Annotated in this window: 18 protein-coding genes, 1 tRNA gene and 2 pseudogenes; 10 read left to right on the plus strand and 11 right to left on the minus strand. The window is 30.3% G+C overall.

Features of this window, described 5'->3' with window-relative positions; genetic code table 11:
• From CAMP18497_RS07150 to CAMP18497_RS08350, 4 genes and pseudogenes are all read left to right on the plus strand, one after another.
• Positions 1-689 (plus strand): annotated as a pseudogene (locus CAMP18497_RS07150) (alpha-2-macroglobulin family protein); the annotation flags it as partial.
• Positions 686-2890, plus strand: coding sequence for a penicillin-binding protein 1C (pbpC, locus tag CAMP18497_RS07155; RefSeq protein ID WP_337213469.1), 2205 nt, complete (start codon positions 686-688; stop codon positions 2888-2890). The pseudogene CAMP18497_RS07150 and the gene pbpC, both read left to right, overlap by 4 nt.
• Positions 2891-3079: 189 nt before the next feature.
• Positions 3080-3685, plus strand: a complete 606-nt coding sequence (locus CAMP18497_RS07160) for a hypothetical protein (protein ID WP_337213471.1) — start codon at positions 3080-3082, stop codon at positions 3683-3685.
• Positions 3686-4779: 1094 nt separating this feature from the next.
• Positions 4780-5160, plus strand: a pseudogene (locus tag CAMP18497_RS08350) (methyl-accepting chemotaxis protein); the annotation flags it as partial.
• A gap of 24 nt (positions 5161-5184) precedes the next feature.
• Here the strand turns inward: CAMP18497_RS08350 and CAMP18497_RS07170 are convergent.
• Positions 5185-6168 (minus strand): MnmA/TRMU family protein, encoded by a 984-nt coding sequence (locus CAMP18497_RS07170; protein ID WP_337213475.1) that lies wholly within the window; start codon positions 6166-6168, stop codon positions 5185-5187.
• 65 nt (positions 6169-6233) lie between these two features.
• Positions 6234-8021: a DNA primase gene (gene dnaG / locus CAMP18497_RS07175; RefSeq protein WP_337213477.1), complete on the minus strand. Its 1788-nt coding sequence runs from the start codon at positions 8019-8021 to the stop codon at positions 6234-6236.
• A gap of 75 nt (positions 8022-8096) precedes the next feature.
• Between dnaG and CAMP18497_RS07180 the strand changes: the two genes are divergently transcribed.
• From CAMP18497_RS07180 to CAMP18497_RS07205, 6 genes are read left to right on the plus strand one after another with little or no spacing between them, the layout of a single operon-like run.
• Positions 8097-9059, plus strand: coding sequence for a hypothetical protein (locus tag CAMP18497_RS07180; protein WP_337213479.1), 963 nt, complete (start codon positions 8097-8099; stop codon positions 9057-9059).
• Positions 9056-9496: a ribonuclease HI gene (gene rnhA / locus CAMP18497_RS07185; protein ID WP_039668930.1), complete on the plus strand. Its 441-nt coding sequence runs from the start codon at positions 9056-9058 to the stop codon at positions 9494-9496. The genes CAMP18497_RS07180 and rnhA overlap by 4 nt, the downstream gene beginning before the upstream one ends.
• Positions 9489-10157 carry a ribonuclease III gene (gene rnc / locus CAMP18497_RS07190; RefSeq protein ID WP_257904746.1) on the plus strand — a complete coding sequence of 223 codons (669 nt, stop codon included), beginning with the start codon at positions 9489-9491 and terminating at the stop codon, positions 10155-10157. The genes rnhA and rnc overlap by 8 nt, the downstream gene beginning before the upstream one ends.
• Positions 10154-11242 carry a chorismate synthase gene (aroC, locus tag CAMP18497_RS07195; protein WP_337213482.1) on the plus strand — a complete coding sequence of 363 codons (1089 nt, stop codon included), beginning with the start codon at positions 10154-10156 and terminating at the stop codon, positions 11240-11242. Before rnc ends, aroC begins: the two co-directional genes overlap by 4 nt.
• A gap of 54 nt (positions 11243-11296) precedes the next feature.
• Complete coding sequence (locus CAMP18497_RS07200; protein ID WP_039619407.1) at positions 11297-12340, plus strand: Cj0069 family protein; 1044 nt, start codon at positions 11297-11299, stop codon at positions 12338-12340.
• 35 nt (positions 12341-12375) lie between these two features.
• A complete protein-coding gene (locus tag CAMP18497_RS07205; RefSeq protein WP_039629140.1) occupies positions 12376-13002 on the plus strand; it encodes a trimeric intracellular cation channel family protein in 627 nt (208 codons plus the stop codon).
• Here CAMP18497_RS07205 and CAMP18497_RS07210 read toward each other — a convergent pair.
• The 9 genes from CAMP18497_RS07210 to CAMP18497_RS07250 form a co-directional block, all read right to left on the minus strand.
• A complete protein-coding gene (locus tag CAMP18497_RS07210; protein ID WP_263677479.1) occupies positions 12999-13442 on the minus strand; it encodes a GNAT family N-acetyltransferase in 444 nt (147 codons plus the stop codon). The genes CAMP18497_RS07205 and CAMP18497_RS07210 overlap by 4 nt on opposite strands.
• Positions 13443-13506: 64 nt before the next feature.
• A tRNA-Glu gene (locus CAMP18497_RS07215) sits at positions 13507-13581 on the minus strand.
• A gap of 55 nt (positions 13582-13636) precedes the next feature.
• Entirely contained in the window at positions 13637-14791 is a 1155-nt protein-coding gene (gene nhaA, locus CAMP18497_RS07220) for a Na+/H+ antiporter NhaA (RefSeq protein WP_337213486.1), read from the minus strand.
• The gene (gene nhaA, locus CAMP18497_RS07225) at positions 14788-15948 is read right to left on the minus strand and encodes a Na+/H+ antiporter NhaA (protein ID WP_337213488.1); all 1161 of its coding nucleotides are present in this window, start codon (positions 15946-15948) and stop codon (positions 14788-14790) included. The genes nhaA (CAMP18497_RS07220) and nhaA (CAMP18497_RS07225) overlap by 4 nt, the downstream gene beginning before the upstream one ends.
• An 82-nt stretch (positions 15949-16030) precedes the next feature.
• Complete coding sequence (locus CAMP18497_RS07230; RefSeq protein WP_087685319.1) at positions 16031-17002, minus strand: iron-sulfur cluster assembly scaffold protein; 972 nt, start codon at positions 17000-17002, stop codon at positions 16031-16033.
• A 10-nt stretch (positions 17003-17012) separates the two neighbouring features.
• Positions 17013-18191 carry a NifS family cysteine desulfurase gene (locus CAMP18497_RS07235; protein WP_115646283.1) on the minus strand — a complete coding sequence of 393 codons (1179 nt, stop codon included), beginning with the start codon at positions 18189-18191 and terminating at the stop codon, positions 17013-17015.
• Between the two features lie 127 nt (positions 18192-18318).
• Positions 18319-19464, minus strand: coding sequence for a hypothetical protein (locus CAMP18497_RS07240; protein WP_257928991.1), 1146 nt, complete (start codon positions 19462-19464; stop codon positions 18319-18321).
• Positions 19465-19541: 77 nt separating this feature from the next.
• A complete protein-coding gene (locus tag CAMP18497_RS07245; RefSeq protein WP_337213491.1) occupies positions 19542-19721 on the minus strand; it encodes a putative motility protein in 180 nt (59 codons plus the stop codon).
• A gap of 53 nt (positions 19722-19774) precedes the next feature.
• The gene (locus CAMP18497_RS07250) at positions 19775-20263 is read right to left on the minus strand and encodes a hypothetical protein (protein ID WP_337213493.1); all 489 of its coding nucleotides are present in this window, start codon (positions 20261-20263) and stop codon (positions 19775-19777) included.
• Positions 20264-20286: the final 23 nt, after the last annotated feature.

Below are 20286 nucleotides of genomic sequence, written 5' to 3' on the forward strand. Positions count from 1 at the left end.
ATGATATTAAAAAAACTTTAGAAAGCCAAGCTTGGCTTAGCACTCAAAGCACAGGCTATGCTTTATATGCTTTGGCAAATAGCTTTAGTGATGAAAGCTCTAAAACCATCAATGCAAGAGTAAAAATTAATGGTGAGAGTAAAAAGCTCAATACGAGTTTTTCTAAATTTGAGTTTAATCAAGGCGGTGCTTTGATAGAAGCTAAAGAAGATACTTATGTACATTTTGGAGTAGAGGGTATTAAAAAAGGTATTTCCGAGCCTTTTGCGCAGCGTATGTATATAGAAAGAAGTTTTTATGATGAAAATGGAAATGAAATAGATGAAAGTGCTATAAAAAGTTCTCAAATTTTTTATATGAAATTAAAAATATCAAATAAAAATTATCCAGGCGCTTCTAATATAGCTTTAACTCAAATTTTACCAAGTGGATGGGAGATAGTGCATGATCTTTTAGATGATGAAGCTCCTGATTTTGTAAAAAATTCTTATTATGACTTTGTCGATATAAGAGATGATAAAATCATGTATTTCTTTCCTTTATATTCTGATGAATCAAGAGAATTTTTTGTGAAATTAAGTGCTGTTACTCCAGGTGTTTATACTTTGAGTGGAGCTTATGCTGAAGCAATGTATGATAATGCTTATAAAGCTTTAAGTGAGAGTAAAAGAGTCAAAGTAGTGCAGTGAAAATCAAAATAAGCCTTGCGATATGCTTTTTAAGCCTATGTTTTTACATAGGCTTAGTTTATTTTAGTTTTGATAGCAAGGATTTATTTAAAGGCACTTATAGCAAGGTTTTGCTTGATAAAAACAAAGAAATTCTTAGTGTATTTTTAGATGCTAATGAACAATGGCATTTAGAGAGTGATTTTATACCACAAAAATTAAAAAGTGCAGTTATTTTGTATGAAGATAAAAATTTTTATTCTCATTATGGAGTAGATTTTTTAGCACTTATAAGAGCTCTTAAAAATAATCTTTTTTCAAGTAAAAGAAGTGGTGCAAGCACGATTTCTATGCAAACAATCAAACTTCTAGAGCAAAATAAACGCACATATTTTAATAAATTTAACGAAATTATCAAAGCTTTTGCTTTAGAAAGTGCTTACGAAAAAGATGAAATTCTAAAGCTTTATTTAAACAATGCTCCTTATGGGGGAAATTTAGTAGGTGTTGCAAGTGCGGGTTTGTTTTATTTTGAAAAAGATTTAAAAGATCTTACTTGGAGTGAAGCAGCTTTGCTTGCAGTGCTTCCTAATAATCCAGGTTTGATTAATCTTGAAAAAAACAAAGATAAGCTTTTAAAAAAACGCAATGTTTTACTTGATAGGCTTTTTGAAAAGGGATATTTTTCTAAAGATATCTTAACTCTTGCAAAGGCTGAAAAACTTCCTAGTTTTAAAGCAAGAAAAAACTTAGCTCCACATTTAGCACGTAAGCTTTTAGCGGATAAAGAAAAAATCATTTCTAGTATAGATAAAAAAATTCAAATCAAATTTGAAGAAAAAGCTAAGGAATATTCTTATAAATTAGAGCAAAAGGGTATAAAAAATTTAGCTATATTATTAGCAGATACCAAAACAAATAAAGTTTTAGCTTATGTAGGCTCTAATGATTTTTATGATTTTGCAAGTTTTGGTCAAGTTGATGGGGTTATTGCAAAGCGTAGTGTAGGTTCAACCTTAAAACCTTTACTTTTTGCTTTTGCTATAGATGAGGGGCTTATAGCGCCTGAATCTTTAATGCTTGATGTACCTACATTTTTTTCTAACTTTGCCCCGCAAAATGCAAATAAAAAATATCATGGCCTTATTAGCGCAAAAGAATCTTTACAAAAATCACTTAACATTCCTTTTGTAAGCTTACTTGCAGAATATGGGTATGAGAAGTTTTTTTATAAACTCAAAGATATTTTAGATTTTGAAGATGAAAATTTTAAAAAATACGGACTTTCTTTGATTTTAGGCACAAAAGAATTGAGTTTAGAAGATATGGTAAAAATTTATCTAGGGCTTGGAAATTATGGAAATTTTAAAGAACTTTTATATGAAGAAAATGCATTTACTAAAGAAGATAAAAAGCTTATTAGTGATGGAGCAAACTTTTTAACCTTACAAACCTTAAAGGATTTAGATCGAGCAGGTTTAAGACAATATGATTTTAATACCATCATTTCTTGGAAAACAGGCACAAGTTATGGGAGAAAAGATGCCTGGGCTATAGGAACTTCTCCTAAATACACTTTAGGAGTATGGGTTGGAAATTTTAATGGCGAAGCAAATGCAAATTTATATGGTGTAAATATAGCAGGAGAGTTATTTTTTGAGCTTTTAGCCTTACTTGATGGGGTTAATTTAGAATTTGAAAAGCCTAATGATTTAGTTACTATCAAAATTGAAAATCAAACAGGATATAGATATGATTATAAATTTGACTTTAAAGAAGTGCTTTACCCACAAAGTGCAAATGTTTTAAGGACTTCACCATTTTTAAAAGAAGTTTTTATGTATAAAAACAAAGAAGTTGATTCTTTAGATGAAAATTTCCTTTATGCAAAGAAAAAGATTATTTTAAATTTACCTTCTAATGCACAAGCTTTTTTTGCTAAAGAAAAGCAAAATTTACAAAGCTCTAGCCAAAATTTAAAAATCATATATCCGCTAAATAATCTTAATATCATTTTGCCAAAAGATTTAAAAAATAAGCAAAAATTGTTAATTAAGCTTATAAATCCTAAAAAAGAAAAACTTTTTTGGTATTTAAATCAAGAATTGATTTTTGAAGGAAAAGAAGAGCTTTTATCTTTAGATTTAAAAAAGGGTAAATATACTCTTAATATTATTAGTGAAAATGGTGTAAATGATTTTATAAATTTTAATATATTTTAAATATAAATAATAAAAATTATTAGTTAAAAAACATATATACTCCCCCCATTTTATAGGCTTTTGTGTAAAAAAGTAAAAGTAATTATGATTATTATAAAAATAAATGAAAATAAAACAATTTTTATACTTTTTTAATAAAAAAGATTTATAATAACAAAAAATTTTTACCACACGCTCAAGGAGAGAAAAATGCGTAATTGGAGTCTTGGTGCAAAAATAGTTGCTGTAGCTATTATTACAGTTGTTTTGATTTTAAGTATTTTATCTGTGCTTATTATCAATAGATCTACTACTATTTTAAATACACAGATAGAAAATACACTAACAGCTTCTGTGCATCGCTATGGAAATCAAGCTGAAGCAAGTATTAAGTCTTTATTTGTTAGTGCTATTGGTACCCAAAGAACATTAAACAATCTTATTTCAGAAGGTGCTATAAATCCAAAAAGGATAGAAAATATTCTTGGAGAAGCAATCGATGCTAGTTCAAATATAACATATGGATATTATTATTTGCAAGATGGAACTATGTATAAAAACATAGGAGTTGATCCAAAATATTTTACAAATAATAATGAATTTATGGTTTTAATGAGAGATACAGATACTAATAATGCTGGTGGCATGCAAACTTTAGCAGCAAGTGAGGAGATTGCAAGAACTCAAGCTATTAAAAATTTAATGGGTGGTGATAAACTTTATTTTGGAGAACCAAGATGGTATAACATCCATGGTAATAAATTTTTAGGGCTTAATGTAGCTGCACCTATAACTGATAAAAAAGTAAGGCAATAGGTGTTGTTGGTATGCTTTTTGATCTTAAGCCTACAGCTGATTTTTTAAATGATTCTTCAAGATCAATTTATCAAGGCGCAAGAAGAATTTTAATAGCAAGTAATGGTGTTATAGCTACACATCCAAATGCAGATTTTGTAACTAAGAAAATCTCTGATGTGAATAAAAATGCAGCTTTTATAGTGGATTTGCAAAAAACAGCTTATGCTGGTCCAATTAATTATATAGCAGATGATGGTAGTGAATACCATGGAGCTATAAGAGTATTTGAAATATGGCCAAATACAGGAATTCACTGGGCAATGTTAGCTATTGTGCCAAATGAAACTGTGTATGCACCTATTGCAGAGCTTAGAAATATTATTTTAATTAGCTCAGTTGTTGCGGTAATTTTCATAGTGATTGTTATTAGTACTTCAGTTAAAAGAATTGTTTCAATAAGAGTGCAAAGATTACAAACTCATTTAATGAAATTCTTTAAGTACTTAAATCATGAGGCTTCAACTATTGAAGTTTTAACACCTAGATATAATGATGAGCTTGGAAAAATGGCATTGATGATTAATGATAATGTTCAATATATTCATACGTGTTTAGAAAAAGATGATATCACGGTGCAAAATATTTTAGAAGTTTCTTGTGATATAGAAAAAGGGCATTTTACCCAAAGAATAGAAGCAAATCCTGTAAATCCAAAACTTGTAGAATTAAAAGAAGTGTTAAACAAAATGCTTGAAGATATGCAAATGAAAATTGGTAAAGATTTAAATGAAATAGAAAGAGTTTTTGCTAGTTTTCAAAATCTTGACTTTTCGGATAAACTTGAAAATGCAGAAGGTGAAATAGAAAAATCACTTAATGCAGTAGGTGCAGAGATTAGAAAAATGCTTCAAGCTTCTCTAAGTCAAGGTGAGATGCTTCAAACTAAGGCTGATTCTTTAAAAGAAAGCGTATTAAAACTTAATGAAGGTGCGCAAAAACAAGCTGATTCTTTACAAGAAAGTGCCGCTGCAGTTGAAGAGATGAGTGCTTCTATGAATGCAGTAGCAGCAAGAACTGAAGAGGTTATTAAACAAAGTAGTGATATTAAAGATGTAACTGATGTTATTAGAGATATTGCAGATCAAATTAACTTGCTTGCATTAAATGCAGCTATTGAAGCAGCACGTGCTGGTGAACATGGACGTGGCTTTGCTGTTGTTGCTGATGAAGTTAGAAATCTAGCAGAAAGAACTCAAAAGTCTTTAGGTGAGATTGAAGCTAATACTAATATCTTAGTTCAATCTATTAATGAAATGGGTGAGAGTATTAAAGAGCAAGCTTTAGGAATTTCACAAATTAATCAATCTGTTTCAGTAATTGATGGTTTAACTAAAGAAAACTCACAAATTGCTCATGCAACTAATTCTGTAGCAAATGAAGTTGATTCTATGTCAGCTGATATTGTAGCAGAGGTTAGAAGAAAGAAATTCTAAAAAACTACCCTTTAAAAGGGTAGTTTAATTTATAAAATACTCTTGAATTTTATTTTTATCTTCAAAAGCCATACTTTGGAAAATTTTATCTTTAAAGCCTATTTTGTATTTTGTATTATTTTGAGTTTTAGCATAAGTTAGTGCTATGCTTAGAGCAAGTTCAAGATCTTGTGGATTAATATTTTCATCTACTAAAGAATAAGCACCTATTAAATCAAAAAGTTTTAATTCTTCATACTTTTGAGTTTTTAATTCTTTTAAAAATTGATTTTCTAGTTCATTTCTACCTACTATCATTTTAGAACCATTTGGAAGTCTTAAGTGGCGTCCATATTTTAAAAGTTGAGCGTCATTAACTTGCATATTTTTATCAAATTTAATAAAATCTTTGATTTTATTTGAAAAACTCTCAAGTGTGAGCAAACATCCACCACCTGGACTTTCAAAATCTTCAAAACCAAATTTGGCAGCTAGTTCAAGTTGTCTTTTTCTGCTTCTTCCACTTATGTTTTCTAACTTTTCTCTATCAACCCAACCCTCACGCTCAGGTTTGGTTAAAGGTAAATTTTTAGCACACATTGGACGCAAGATTAAATCTTCTTCATCAAGTGCTAGTTTTTTAACCTTAGCCATAGCATCATTTCTTTGGCTCATTGGGCGTTGACCAACTACTTCTCCTGTGATGATAAAACTTGCATTTTCATCTTTTAACATAGAAAGAGCAGTTTTAAACATAAAAGCATGACAATCTATACAAGGATTAAAATGCTTTCCGTATCCATATTGAGGGTTAAATAAAACTTCTTGCAAATAAGCATTTCTTACATCTATCATCTCAAAACTAGCTCCTACCATAGCAGCGCGTTTTGCCATGAGTTCGCTTTTATCACTTGTGCCACCAAAGCCTATGTTTATATTTAAAGCTTTTACTTCTATACCTTGAGAGCTTATGAGTTTTATAGCAAGCATAGAATCAAGCCCGCCACTAAAAAGTGCTAATGCTTTCATTTTTTCCTTTCGAAATTTTTGGCATATTGTAATGAATATTTTTTAATTTTTGTGCAAGTTTTTATTTAAAAAACTTCTTCTTCAAAGTTATAATGAATTGCTTTTTTATCTTTGATGTTTTTTTGTAGTCTATTTAAAAATAATTCCAAGCTTTCCTCTTCATCTAAAAAATGCACGCTTTTTAAAACTTCTATTAAATGGTTTAAAAAAATTTCATCATTTTGATAGTTTTTTTTGATTTTTTCTAAATTTTGATTGAGTAAATTATAAATTTGTTTTTTAAAGGCTTGTTTTAAATTTAAACTTTTTAATTTATTAAAGTATGCAAGGTTGATCTTACAAATAGCATATAAAAATTCTTCTAAATTGCTTAAGTTTTTGATATTTTCAAATTCATAAAGCTCTCTTATGCTAGGATCTTCAAAGTTTTTTTGCTCTAAAATAGCTTTAGTAATATCTTGGTGTAAAAAATATTCTTTTGTGCTTAAAAGCTTAAAAAGCCCTATAATTTCATTATTTTCATATAAAAATTTCAAAAGCTCTAACTCGCTTATATTATTGATTTTACTTTGTTTGATGGGATTAGTAAAGTTTATGTTTTTTCTTGTATTTTTAGAAAGTTTAATATCATTAATATTTACACCCAAAAGATTTGCTACTAAGGTAGTGTAGGAATTTGCTACTAAAGGCTCAAGATTAAAAGTGTATTTTTGTACCTCTTCTAAAGCCTTTTGTTTACTAAGTGCTGAGCTTAAATCACAGCTTGCAATCAAACTTCTTATATAAAATTCTCCAAGCTCTATGCCTTTTTCTAAAATATTAAAAAGTAATTTTTCTTGATGGCTTGCTACAAGTTCAGCCGGATCTTTTCCACCTTCTATCAAGACCACTTTTCCATCAATTTTTGCTAAACTTAGCAAATGTGCTGAACGCACAGCAGCATTAAACCCTGCATTATCATTATCAAAACACAAAATCACCCTTGCTTCTAATCTTTTTATTAAAGGTATGTGATTTTCACCCAAAGCTGTTCCTAAAACTGCCACAGCATTTTTAAATCCTGCTTTATGAAAGGCTATAGCATCCATATAGCCCTCACAAATTATCATTTCTTTTTGTTTATAAATGGCATCTTTTGCTAAATTGAGTGCATAAAAAACGCGTGATTTATCAAAAAGTTTGTTTTGGGGAGAATTAACATATTTTGCCATATTTGTTTCATCTAAAGTTCTACCACCAAAGCCTATAAGCAAATTTTTATGATCATAAATACTAAAAGTAATGCGGTTGATAAAACTTGCATAAGCGCCATTTTCATTTTGTTTTATCGCACCTACCTCTAAAGCTTCTTCTTGAGTGATTTGCTCATTTTGTAAAAGTCTTAGTGTTTCATTAGAACTTGGTGCAAAGCCTAGCTCAAAGGTTCTGATATCCTCATCGTTTAAGCCTCTTTTGTAAAGATAAGCTAAAGCCTCTTTGTTTTTAGCTAAGTTTTGCTTATAAAAAGCATTAAGAGTAGGCAAGATATGAATGATGGATTTTTTATTATCTTGTTTTTGTGAGGTATAAGTAAGTGAAAAATTACTCCATGAAGCAACTTTTTCTACTGCTTCAACAAAGTTTAATTTCTCATAATCCATTACAAATTTAAAAACATTACCCCCAGCCTTGCATGCAAAACAATGATAAAATCCTTTAATAGAATTAATATGCATACTAGGATTTTTATCATCATGAAAAGGACAAACGCAAACATAGCTTGAGCCTTGTTTTTTTACTTCAACATAATGAGCTATGATATCAACAATATCTGTTTTTTGTAAAAGTTGTTCTATACTTGCTTGTTCTATCATCTTGTAAACCTTAAAGAAAATTATATAAGCATTTAGCTATAATTGTTATAAATTTGAAAATTAAGTTGCAAGGTTATGGATTTTTTCTTTGTAGAATACCGCGATCCTTTATTTGGTCTTATTGTTTTAACTGCTTTGGTTTTTATTATAGCTAGCTCACATTATATATGGCGTATTGTTGCAAGTAAAGACCAAAAAAGCAAACTTGATCGTTTTGTAAAAAAATTTGAAATTAATTCTACACACCAACAAATTTTAAAAAATGCTAATTTAAGTATAGAAAATTTAAATTTCTTAGCTCAAATTTTTACCAAAAGTGGTGAATTTGAAAAAGCTGTGGGGATTTATCTCATAGCTTTGCAAAAAGCAAATGAGGCAAGCCAAAAAGAGTTTATCTTTTTTTCACTAGCGCAAGTTTATCTAAAAGCAGGATTTTTAGAGCGCAGCGTAGAAGCTTTATTGAATGCTTTAAAAATCAAAGCACGCAATAAAGAAAGCTTAAAACTTTTAAAAATTGTTTATTTAAAACTCAAAGATTATGATAAGGTTTTAGATGTTTTAGAGTGTTTGTTTGAGCTAGGAGAAAATATATATGCAGAAAAAGCTTTGATAAAAGCTTTGAAAATTCAAGCAAGTTCTAAAGAGCAAGAACAAAAACTAAAAGAAATTTTAGCTTTGAGCAAGGATAATGAGTATATTTTAAGACTTTGCTTTTTGCATTATAAAGATAAACTTACTCAAATGCCTCAATTTGAAAATGTCATTGATTTACTTAATGAATGCAAGAGTCCGCTTAATCTTGAAGATGAAAAATACCATGAGTTTTTTTATGCAAAAAATTTAAGCACAAAAACTATTCCTATCAAAAATCACAAGCTAAAAATTTTAAAAATTTTAAACGATAATAAGCTAAGTGCAAATCTTAGCTTTACTTATGTGTGTAATAATTGTAAAAACCAAAGTCCTTTGTTTTTTTATCATTGTCCATTTTGTTATGAATTTGGAAAATGTGAGATTTATTATGAGGTAAAAGCTTGAAAAATATTGAAATTTATACTGATGGTTCTTGTTTAAACAACCCTGGTTTTGGAGGGTGGGCTTATGTTTTAACTTATAAAAATCATCAAAAAGAACAAAGTGGGGCGTGTGAGAATACAACAAACAACCGCATGGAGTTAATGGCTATTATAGAGGCTTTGAAAGCTTTAAAAGAACCATGCGAGGTAAAGTTATACACAGATTCAAATTTAATGGTACAAAGTATTAATGAATGGCTTGAAGGTTGGGTAAAAAAAGATTTTAAGGGTAAAAAAAATATTGATCTTTGGAAAGAGTATTTAAATGTGGCTAAAGATCATAAAATAACTGCTTTTTGGATCAAAGCACACAATGGCCATGAATTAAATGAGCGTTGTGATGAGCTAGCAAGAAATGCAGCCTTAAAGCTCCAAGAAGAAAGGTCAATAAATGCTTAAAAAACTCCAAGAAAGACTAAATTATCATTTTAAAAATGAGCAATTGCTCATTGAAGCTTTAACGCATAAAAGTTACAAAAAGCCTTATAACAACGAAAGATTAGAGTTTTTGGGTGATGCTGTGATGGATTTAGTAGTAGGGGAATTTTTGTTTTTTAAATTTCAAAAAGACTCAGAAGGGAACCTTTCTAAGCTTAGGGCAGCTTTGGTAAATGAAAAATCTTTTGCAACTTTAGCGCAAAAACTTGATCTTGGAGCATGTATTTTTATGTCTATTGCAGAAGAAAATAACGATGGACGCAATAAGCCTTCTATACTTTCTGATGCTTTTGAAGCATTAATGGGGGCTTTGTATTTAGAAATAGGTTTTGAAAAAACTAAAAATATAGCATTAAATTTGCTTAATGAAGTTTATCCGCATATTGACACACAAAGTTTGTTTAAAGACTATAAAACAAGACTTCAAGAAATTACACAAGCAAATATGGCAGGCACGCCTGAGTATGTAGTAGTGAAAGCTTTTGGGCCTGATCATAAAAAGCAATTTGAAATCGCAGTAAAAATTCAAGGTATAGAAGTAGCAAGATCTACAGCAGGTAGTAAAAAAGAAGCCCAACAACAATGTGCTAAAATCGCACTTGAGAAATTAGGAAAACTATGAATAGTTTTGGAGTAAGATTTAAATTTATAAGCTTTGGCGAATCCCATGGTCAAGCTATAGGTTGTGTGATAGATGGTATGCCAGCAGGGGTGAAATTTGATTTTGATTTTTTGCAAGAAATGCTAGATAAAAGAAAGCCAGGTCAAAATAAATTTAGCACCCCTAGAAAAGAAGAAGATAAGGCTCAAGTTTTAAGTGGGGTTTTTGAGGGTTATACAACAGGAACTCCTATAAGTGTTTTGGTGTATAATGAAAATACACGCTCAAAAGATTATGAAAAAGATGTATTTCGTCCCGCACATGCTGATTTTACTTATTATCATAAATATGGCATTAGAGATTATAGAGGCGGTGGAAGAGCTAGTGCTAGAGAAAGTGTAGCAAGAGTAGCAGCAGGAACTGTGGCACAAATGCTTTTAAAAGAATTTGACATAGAGATAATGAGTGGGGTTTTTGGAGTAGGAAGCATTGATAGCAAACTTAGTAATGATGAGTTTGATTTTGATTATGCTAAAAATAGTGAAGTTTATGCTTTAGATAAAAATTTAGAGCAAAACTTCAAAGATGAAATTTTAAAGGCTAAAAAGGCTAAAAATAGTATAGGTGCTAGAGTGTTTACTAGAGTAAAAAACCCTATTAAAGGTTTAGGTGAGCCTTTGTATGATAAGCTTGATTCTAAACTTGCTCATGCGATTATGGGAGTCAATGCGGTTAAAGCTATAGAAATAGGAAGTGGCATTCAAAGTAGTTATATGTATGGAAGTCAAAATAATGATGAGTTAAAAGATGGGGTGTTTTTAAGTAATCATAGTGGTGGAGTATTAGGTGGAATTTCTAATGGAGATTTTATTGATATAAAAACATATTTTAAACCAACCCCCTCTATATTTTTACCCCAACAAACGCAAAATACTCAAGGAGAAAATATTATACACGAGTTAAAAGGCAGGCATGATCCTTGTGTGGGTATAAGAGGTAGTGTTGTGGTAAATGCTATGGTGGCAATTTGCATGGCTGATGCTTTGCTTTTAAATGCAAGCTCAAATTTGCAAAATTTACAACGAGTTTATGGAAAAAATAAATAAAAATTTAATACTTATTTAGATATGATGATAAAATATCTTTAAAAAGGGAGAAATATGAAAAAAAATATTGTGTTTTTTGAAGTTAGAGGTGGTAGCGATAAAGGTGAAGATGGCCATAGAAAAGATACTATGCCTATGGTAAATGCCTTAAAAGAACAAGGTTGGAATGCTGAGGTCATCTTTTTTGAAGTAGAAAAAAAAGATGAAATTTATGAATATGTAAAAAACAATGCTGATGCTTATGTTTCTAGAATCAACCCAGGAAATTTAAAAGAAGAAAATGAGTATTTTGATATGCTTAGAAAACTTTGCGCAAATGGTGTTATAGGTATGCCTCATCCTGATGCGATGATAGGATATGGCGCTAAAGATGCACTTACTAAGCTTAATAAAACAGCTTTAGTACCTGAAGATACTTATGCGTATTATGATATTAAAACTTTTAAAGAAAGTTTCCCAAAAACTTTAGCAAAGGGTGAGAGGGTTTTAAAACAAAATCGTGGCTCAACGGGTGAGGGAATTTGGCGTGTGAGATTGATAGATGAGTTGCCAGCAGGGGCTGTGAGCGTGCCATTAAATGCAAAAATCAAATGTACAGAAGCAAAAGATAATCACACAGAAGAAAGAGAGCTTGGTGAGTTTATGGACTTTTGTGAGCAATACATTATAGGTGATAATGGTATGCTTGTAGATATGACTTTCTTACCACGCATTAAAGAAGGTGAAATTAGAATTTTAATGCTTTATCATACTCCAATTTATGTAGTGCATAAAAAGCCTGCAGAAGGTGCTGATGCATTCTCTGCTACACTTTTTTCAGGTGCAAAATACAGATATGATGAGCCAAAAGATTGGCAAGGATTGGTTGATTGGTTTTTAGCTACTTTACCAGAAATTCGCTCAAAACTTGGAAATTATGATATTCCTTTGATTTGGACTGCTGATTTTATCTTAGATACAGATGAAAATGGTAAAGATAAATATGTTTTAGGTGAGATTAATTGCTCTTGCGTAGGATTTACCTCTCCTGCTGAATTTGTTGAGCCTATTGCTAAAAAAGTAGCTCAAAATATCATTGATATCGTAAGTAAAAATTAACCCTTGTTTTAACAAGGGTTTTTTAAAAACTCATTATGCTTTTAACTATACTTTATATTATCGGAATTACTGTTGATGCGATGACAGGAGCTATTGCTGCAGGAAGACATAAAATGGATCTTTTTGGAGTGATATTTATAGCTTTGGTAACAGCTATTGGCGGAGGTTCGATTAGAGATATTTTACTTGATCATCATCCGCTAACTTGGATTAAAACTCCTGAGTATGTGATTTTAATTTGTGTTGCGGCTATGATTACAACAAAAATTGCTAAATATGTTATAAGGCTTGAAAAACTTTTTTTGATTTTAGATGCTATAGGTTTGGTTGTTTTTAGTGTTTTAGGCGCACAAATTGCAATACAAATGGGGTATGGTTTTATAGTGGCTGTGAGTTCAGCTGTGATTACTGGTGTATTTGGTGGGATATTAAGAGATATACTATGCGCTAGGATACCACTTGTATTTCAAAAAGAAATTTATGCGGGTGTTGCTATATTAACAGGGGCTTTGTATTATATATTGTATATTTTGGGCGTAGATGAGTTATGGGTAATTCTTGCTTCATTGATTGTAGGAACCATAGCAAGACTTTTGGCGATATATTATGGTTTAAGTTTGCCTATATTTTCTTTTAAAGATGGAGAAAATAAAGAAAGCTAAAATTCTATCTTATAAACTCTTAAAGAACAAGCTTCATTATCCATAATATTTTCAATAAAAATTCCACCATATTTTTCATAAAATCCTACAAGTTCTGTCAGTAGGTAAAATTTATTTATATTTTTTGTTTTCAAATCATTTTTTATAAATTTTAATAATTGATTAGTTAATTTGTTTCCTCTGTAATTTTCTTCAACATATAAAGCACATAAATTTGGCTCCAAATCTTTTCTGTTGTGAAAATCGTTTTGTATAATTCCAGCTCCAGCTATAATAGAGTTTTTATCTAAAACTAAATACCATTGAGGAATAGTTTGACTGTTAAAGCTACTTTCTATGCTTTCAAAATAAATTTTTTCATCTATACCCCATTTTTCAGAAAACCATTTGGAAGCTTTTGTTGACAGATCTTTTTTGTCTGATATATTTATTATATGCACAAATGAAATCTCCTTATGGAATGTCAGAATTTATAATCAATTTTTGTATTTAGAAGTTAAAAAGTGGTGACCCATACGAGACTCGAACTCGTGTTACCGCCGTGAAAGGGCGATGTCCTAACCGCTAGACGAATGGGCCAAAACATTAAATTAAGAAATGAAATTATACCTTATTTAATTTAAAAAAAGCTTAATTATTTTATAAAACGCAGATAAAAATAGCCAAATACACCCGAAGCTAAGGAAGCTAGTAAAATAGCAAAATTATCTACAAAATTAAATATATCACTTACTTCATAAGCAAGAGCGTCTATAAAAAAGCTCATGGTAAAACCTATACCTGTGAGTATACAAACTCCATAGAGTTGTTTAAAATTAGCATCTTTTGGCGGTTTTGCAAGTTTAAGTTTAATTGCCATATAAGCAAAGCCAAATACACCTAGTTGTTTTCCAACAAATAAGCCCAAGAAAATCCCTACGCTTACACCACTAAATAGCATATGTGCTTCAATTTTTGAAAGATCAACCCCTGCATTGGCAAAAGCAAAAAGTGGTAGTATTATAAAAGCTATCCAAAATTTTAAACCATGCTCGATTTCCTCTAATAAAGCATGATTGTTTTTTGTAAATACAGGTATAAATAAAGCTGTGATGATACCTGCTAAAGTTGCATGCACTCCACTTTTTAACACACTAAGCCAAAGCAATGCTCCAAGTATATAATAAAATGATTTTCTTTCATTGCCCAAGCGATTAAGTAAAAATAAACCTACAATGCAGCAAAAGGCAACAAAAAAGGCTAAAGTTGAAAGCTCTCCTGTATAAAAAATAGCAATGATTAAAATAGCTCCTACATCATCAAAAATTGCTAAAGATACTAAGAATATTTTTAAAGAACTTGGTATGCGTTGTTTTAGCATTGCAAGTATAACTAGAGCAAATGCAGTATCAGTTGCAGTAGGTATAGCCCAACCTTTTAAAACATAAGCATCGTTAAAATTGATAGCACAAAATATTAAAGCAGGCACAACTATACCGCCTATAGCGGCCATTAAGGGTAGGGTAATATTACTAAGAGTTTTAAACTCTCCTTGAACAAATTCTTTTTTTAATTCAAGTCCTATGGCAAAGAAAAAGATTGCAATAAGACCATCATTAATCCACAATAAAGAAGGTTTAAAAAGTTCCCAAGCGCCCACTTTTACACCCATTTCTACACTTAAAAAGTCCATATAATGTTGCCCGTAAGGACTATTTTTAAGTAGCAAGGCAAAGATCGTTGCTAATAAAAGCAACAATCCTCCTAAAATTTCAAGTGATAAAAAGTTTTGGAAACTTTTTAATTTCATTTTTTAAAACTATAAATAAGTTTTAAGTAAGCATATCCAACTATAGCGCTTAATAATGAAGCTACTAAAATTGCAAGTTTGTCTGAATATGCAAAAATATCACTATTTTGATAAGCTAAGCCATCTATAAAAAAGCTCATAGTAAAACCTATACCTGTGAGTATACAAACCCCGTAAAGTTGTTTGAAATTAACATTTTGTGGAAGTTTTGCTAGTCCTAGTTTTATACTAATATATGAAAATAAAAATACTCCAATTTGTTTTCCTAAAAATAATCCTAAAATAATACCTAAACTAACCGAAGAAAACATAAAACTTGGATCCATATCTTTTAAATCAACTCCCGCATTTGCAAAAGCAAAAATAGGCAAGATAAAATAACTCACCCAAGGCGCTAAGTCGTGTTCTATTTCTTTTAAAAAAGATTCACCGCTTTTTGTTTGAAGTGGTATAAATAAAGCAGTAATCACACCTGCTAAAGTTGCATGCACTCCACTTTTTAACATGCTTATCCAAAATACTATAGCTATGATGATATAAAAAGATTTTTTGGTAACATGGAAATGATTTAGCAAATAAAGTGCTAAAATACACACCAAGGCAGCAATCATAGCAAAAACTGAAAGCTCACTTGTATAAAATAAAGCAATTACAATAATTGCGCCCAAATCATCAAAAATAGCCAAAGAAAGTAAGAATAATTTTAAAGAAGTAGGTACTTTTTTACCTAAAAGCATTAAAATTCCAACTGCAAAGGCCACATCGGTAGCAGTTGGTATAGCCCAACCTTGTAAAGCAAAAGGATCTTTATAATTAAAAAATGCAAAAATTAAAGCAGGTACTATCATACCACCAAGTGCCGCAAATATAGGTAAAGACATAGCTTTTATACTATTGAGTTGTCCTCTTGTAACTTCATATTTTAACTCAAGTCCTATGGCAAAGAAAAAGATTGCAATAAGACCATCATTAATCCACAAAAGCAAAGGTTTGAAAATTTCTAAACTTCCCGCTTGAAAGCCAAAGGGAATATTTAAAAAATTGGTATATTGATCCGTTAAAGAACTATTTTGTAAAATTAGTGCAAGTACGGTAAAAAATATTAGCAAAACACCAGGAAAAGTTTCACTTTTAACAAAGGTTTGAAGTCTTTGCATAAATAGCCTTTTTAAATTTTTATTAACGTGTTATTTTAACATAAAAAGGCTTGAAATTTAAAAGTTTAAGCAGAAAAACTGCTTAAACAGGTATAACGCGTATATTTGGGCTAAGTTCTTCTTGTAAAATATTTTCTATAGCATATAAGGTTGCACCGCTCCCGCTTGAACAGCCACTACATGCTCCAAGATAACGTATATATATATCTATATTTTTATTGTCACTTTTTTGGATATCAATTACTTCTAAATCTCCACCATCACCATGTAGCATAGGACGCACATCGCTATCTAAAACAGCCTCTACTGCTTTTAGTTGTTTAACCATGGTCATATCATCAAAAGCAATATCTGTTTTACTTTGATCTTTTAGCTTTTCTCTTTCCATTTCAGCCCTAGTTTCAGCTAAAATATCTACAAGATAATAATCTTTTTTCTCATGTCCTCCAGGCTTAACACAAGATTTACAAAAAGCACCTGCTTTGGTAAATTGCGTTATTTCTTCTACTGTATGTAAATCATTTAGTTTAATTACTTCTTTAATGGTTCCAAGGCTTACTCTAGCACACTCACAAACTATGATTTGATCTTCAAAATCCTCAGGATTAACACCTTTATAATGCGCCGCAGCTTGTTTGATAACATCATAAGCCATAACTGAACAGTGCATTTTTTGCGGTGGAACTGCAGGAGTTTCAGGGTTATCTCTCATAGCAAATTCAACATCTAAATTTGTAATTTTTACAGCCTCATCTACAGTTTTACCTATACAAAGATCAACCATAGTATCACTACTTGCTATTGCTGTACCACAGCCAAAGCTTTTAAATTTAGCATCAATGATTTTATCAGTTTTTTCATCCACTAACCAATAAAGCCTAACCGCATCGCCACAGCTTTCAGCTCCAAAATCTGCAACAATAAGTTTTGCATTTGCTTTTTGTGCATCTTCTTGTGTAAATTCGCCCATATGTTGAGGGTTATTCATTCTATCTTGTACTTTTTGAGAATACTCATCCCAAATTGATCCGCCAATTAAATTATTCTTTGCCATTTTTTATCCTTTAAATATTTTCAGGCTTATATGCATAAGTACTTGAGATTGCTCTAAGTCTTTGCGTTGCTTTTTTTATTTGCTCTGCTGCATAATCAATTTCATCTTCTGTGTTAAATCTTGATAAAGAAAGTCTTAGAGCAGTATGAGCTAAATCATTTTCAGCACCAATTGCTTCCATGATAGGATTGCTCTCAAGTGCTTCGCTAGCACAGGCTGAACCAGTGCTTGCTGCTATACCATTTTTGTTTAAATCCCAAAGCATAGCCTCGCCTTCTACACCTTTAATACTTGCTAAGATGGTATTAGGAACCCTTCTTGATCTATCCCCAACTACACTTGTATCAGGCATAGCTAAAATTAAATCTTCTAATTTATCTCTTAATCTTCTAATGTGTGAGTTTTCAAAATCAAGCATAGTATTTGCAATTCTTAAAGCTTCTGCCATTGCTATAATATATGGTACATTTAAAGTTCCACTTCTTCTACCACCCATATGCTCACCACCATGTAAAAGCGGAGTTAATTCTATATCCTTTTTAATATAAAGTCCACCTACACCTTTTGGACCATGAAATTTATGTGCAGAAAATGAAGCAAAATCAACCCCAGCTTTTGCAAAATTAACCTTGATTTTCCCAACAGCTTGAGTTGCATCAGTATGAAATAATGCTCCATATTCATGAGCAATTTGAGCCATTTCTTCTATAGGAAAAATCATACCAGTTTCATTATTTGCCCACATAATGCTTACTAGCGCAGTTTTATCTGAAATAGCTTCTTTTAAATCTTTTACACTAGAAACACCCTCATGATCAACGCCAAGTTCTATGACTTTTACTCCTAAAGATTTTAAAAACATAGCACTAGCTGCTACTGCAGGATGTTCTACACTAGAAATAATTACTTCATTTCTATCGCTATTTAAAATTCTATCAAAATACACACCTTTTAATACCCAATTAATACTTTCTGTAGCACAGGAAGTGATAATGATATCATCTAAATCGCTTGCTCCAAGTCCTGCATAAAGTTTATCCATAGCTTCTTTTAAAGCAGGATGAGTTGCACTACCCCATTGATGAAGGCTGTTTGGATTGCCATAATGTTCTTTTAAAAAAGGTTTCATAAGCTCATAAGCTTCTGGTGCGAGCTGTGTTGTTGCATTGTTATCTAAATATACTTTCAAATTATACTCCTTTAATTAGGATAATTTTTATCTTTTTTGTTAATATACACTAAAATATTAAATTTAATATTAAATCAAGTAAGTTTTTAACTTGTGCGAAAATTTTTGTTATTATTTTAGCACAAGTTTAAGCCATAGCATTTAAATAAGAGTGTAAAATTTTATTAATACTTGCTTGTCTTTTGCGATTTTCTAAAAATTGAGTATCTAAAAGTTCTTTTTGGGTGTTTATTTTTTCAAGGTCTATATTAGAATCATTTTGATTGAACTCTTTTTTTAAAGCTTCAAAATCTTTGCTAATTTGCTCACTATAAAGACTATAAATAGAGCTTGAATTGGCAAATTCTTGCATATTGATACTATGCTGATAGTTAATGTATTGTTGAAAGAAAACTGAAAGCTTATCTTCTGAGGTATTGTTTTTATCTACCCCATTAATATGTAAGTATAAATCAAAACTCATTTTTTCTTTATTGCTTTCACTTAGATAATCTTGCATACTCATTTGACCTCTCATGAGTTTTTGAAAATTTACATTAGAAGACATATCTAACTCAATAGGAGATAGAAAGAAATTAGCCTTTTGATGATTTTGTTCTTTTAAATCATGATAAATATAATTAAGCAATAATCCACTTTTAGAAACTGCGCCTTGACGGTTTAAATAAGGTTTTATAATAGGATTGCTAGCTGTGTTTTCAATGCTTGCATTGAATGCAAAATCTCCTATTTTATTATCAAGCATTAAGGTGTTTAGATTTTTATTTGTTTCTTTTGCATTTTGTAAGCTTTTGGCATTTTCATAAACTTTTAAAATTTTTCCTTCATAAGTATAGCTATAACCTTGATTTAACTCAGAAATTTGTGTTTTACTTAAAAAATCATTGTCATTGTTTTGAAACTGTGGATTTATAGTTTTTAATGTATTGTGATAAGTGTTTAAAAGTCTTGGTAAGTCTATTTTGTTATAGTTTAAGTTCTCATCAAGCTTTATAAGTTGTTTTGAAATTTCTCTTATACTTTTTATATTAATATCATAATCAAGAGGTAAAGCAGCTGTTTTATTAAGATCTTTTTCAAAAAAACCTTGCTCATTAATTCTAAAACCAAATTCACTTGCATAAGTTACTTTATAATCTAAATTAGAACCTTTTATATCAAGTAAATCACTTTTAATATTGGTATTTTCTTTTTTTTCTTCTGCGTGTCCAGTTTTTGCAAAAGGATAATTTGCAAAATTCTGATACGGATTAACATTAGAATTTACAAACATAACTCTTCTCTTCAAAAATATTGCTTAGCTTTAAAAAAGCAAAAGCTATGCCAAAATTTTTGAATCGAAGAGAAAAATTAAGCGTAAATGTCAAGCAATCCTGAACTAGCGCTAGGAGTAGTAGTTGGAGCAGGGTTTGCATTTACGCCTTCAAGTACTTGCATTACTGCATTTTCATTGGCTTCTATGGTTTTTTTCATCATAGTAGTTGCAATGTTAAGCATTAAACTTGCTTGATTGTTAGTAACTTCGCCCATAACATACTCCTTTTGTTTGGATTAGTAATATTATCGGCAAAGTTTGATTAATATTAAGCTATATTATAAATTTTTGATAAGTAGTGATTGTGAGTGTTTTCTTTTGCTTCAAGCATATCGATATAGTTTTTAAACTCATCCATATCTTTAAAAAGATTTTTCATGGTAGCACTAATTTCGCTAGAAAAATTTTGAAGATTACTTTGTGTTTTTAAATATCTTTCTATTTGATAAATTCTAGCTACTTCTCTTTTGTACTCATCTTGAGTCATTCTTTTTGCACTAAATTCTGCATTCAAGCTTTTTTTATCATTGATAATAAAAGATTTTTTTTGATTATTAATTTTAAATTCAACGATAAATTCTTCTTTTGAATTAATAATCTTTAAGTATTTTAACTTGGCTTTATCTTCTAGTAAAACAAAGCTTACACACTCTAAAAACATATGTGTAAAGATTTCTCTTTCAAAAATATTTTGACAAATATCAGTATATTTTAAACCTAAGTTTTGCTGATGATCTAAAAACGTTACATTTGACATGATCCATCCTTTTTTCATGACTT

The organism is Campylobacter sp. W0066.1 (genome assembly GCF_024723635.1).
GTDB lineage: Bacteria > Campylobacterota > Campylobacteria > Campylobacterales > Campylobacteraceae > Campylobacter_D > Campylobacter_D lari_C.